Source organism: Elstera litoralis (assembly GCF_000963705.1).
Lineage (GTDB): Bacteria > Pseudomonadota > Alphaproteobacteria > Elsterales > Elsteraceae > Elstera > Elstera litoralis.
Window position 1 is genome coordinate 1 of record NZ_LAJY01000814.1, and the last position, 1,680, is coordinate 1,680.

Genomic DNA, 1,680 nt, shown 5'->3' on the forward strand with positions numbered 1-1,680 from the left:
CTTCGCGGCTCATGCGCTCAACCGGGAGCGCGTGGCCCTTAATGATGCCATCGATGCGGGTAATCTGCTGCACCCAACGCCCGAACGGCTTGCGCGAAGCCAGCTCGTCCTTGATTTCCGCGTCGTGGAACACCCGACCCCGTTGCAAATCGACGCCGATCATCATGCCCGGCCCGAGGCGGCCTTTTTCGACGACCGTCTGCTCATCAATCTTCACCATCCCCGCTTCCGAGCCCGCGATCAGCAGCCCGTCGCCGGTGATGACGTAGCGCATCGGGCGCAGGCCGTTGCGGTCCATGCCGCCCAGCACCCAGCGGCCATCATAGGCCGCCAGCGCCGCCGGGCCGTCCCACGGCTCCATCACGCTATTGCAGTAGGAATAGAGGTCGCGCCAGCTATCGGGCGTCGTGCCTTCGTCGGGGTTCCAGGCTTCCGGCACGCAGAGGGTTTTCACCATCGGCAGCGGACGGCCACCGCGAATGAGCAGTTCGAACACAGCATCCAGCGCCGCCGAATCGGAGCTGCCCGGCTGCACCACCGGCTTAATGTCTTCCATCAGATCGCCGAAAACATCGCTCGCCATGCGCGGTTCGTGGCAGGCCATCCAGTTCACATTGCCGCGCAGGGTGTTGATTTCGCCGTTATGGGCGATCACGCGGAAGGGCTGCGCCAACCGCCACGTCGGGAACGTATTGGTCGAATAGCGCTGATGGTAGATGGCGAAGTTCGAAATGAACCGCGCATCCAGCAAATCCGGGTAGAAGGACGTGCATTGCTCGGCCAGGAACATGCCCTTGTAGATGATCGACCGGCACGACAGCGAGCAAATGTAGAAATCATTGATCCGCGCGTCGGCCACGCGCTTTTCGATGCGGCGACGGATGACGAACAAATCGTTTTCGAACTGGCCCTCATTCACCCCGCGCGGGTTGGCAATGATGATCTGTTCGATTTCCGGGCGCGAGGCATTGGCCTTTTCGCCGCAAATATCGACATTCACCGGCACCTGCCGCCAGCCGTGGATAGTATAGCCGAAGTTCAGAATTTCGGCTTCGACGATGCAGCGGCAGCGCTCCTGCGCGTCCAAATCGGTGCGCGGCAGGAAGACCATGCCGACCGCGAGCTTTTCGCCCTCGCGCGCCGGATGGCCGATCTGGCGAACGTAATCGAGGAAGAAGGTCTGCGGCACCTGCAAATGAATGCCCGCGCCGTCGCCGGTCTTACCGTCCGCATCGACCGCGCCGCGATGCCAAATCGACTTCAGCGCCTGAATGGCGGCATCGACCACCGCCCGCGTCGGCTTACCATCAATCGCCGCGATAAAGCCGACGCCGCACGCGTCATGCTCCTCCGAGGGATGATACATCCCGGTCGCGGTCAGATGCGCCTGATTGCGGGCGTAGGCAGCGGTAAAGGCTTCGCCCGATTCGATGATCTCGGTGGTTTGGTTGTTCGTCATGTCCTTTACCCTTTCCTTGCCTGTTCTGCGGCGGCGCAGCGCGTTCTTGCCGTAAATCTTGCTATTTTTGCTCTAGCGATTTCAGAAGATTACCCATGAAGTTATGAGACCAAACTCCTGCCGCCTCCTGCATTTTCGCCGAGACCCGGCGTTGCCGGTCGATGAAAAATCTTGCCGGCGTCCGTGCGAAGAAACGCAATGCTCGCTCTCAAATCTTCTAG

At 60.8% G+C, this 1,680-nt stretch carries 1 pseudogene; it reads right to left on the minus strand.

The features are described from left to right. Positions 1-1,459: pseudogene (locus tag VZ95_RS19945) on the minus strand (glutamate synthase large subunit); the annotation flags it as partial. Between the last annotated feature and the right edge of the window lie 221 nt (positions 1,460-1,680).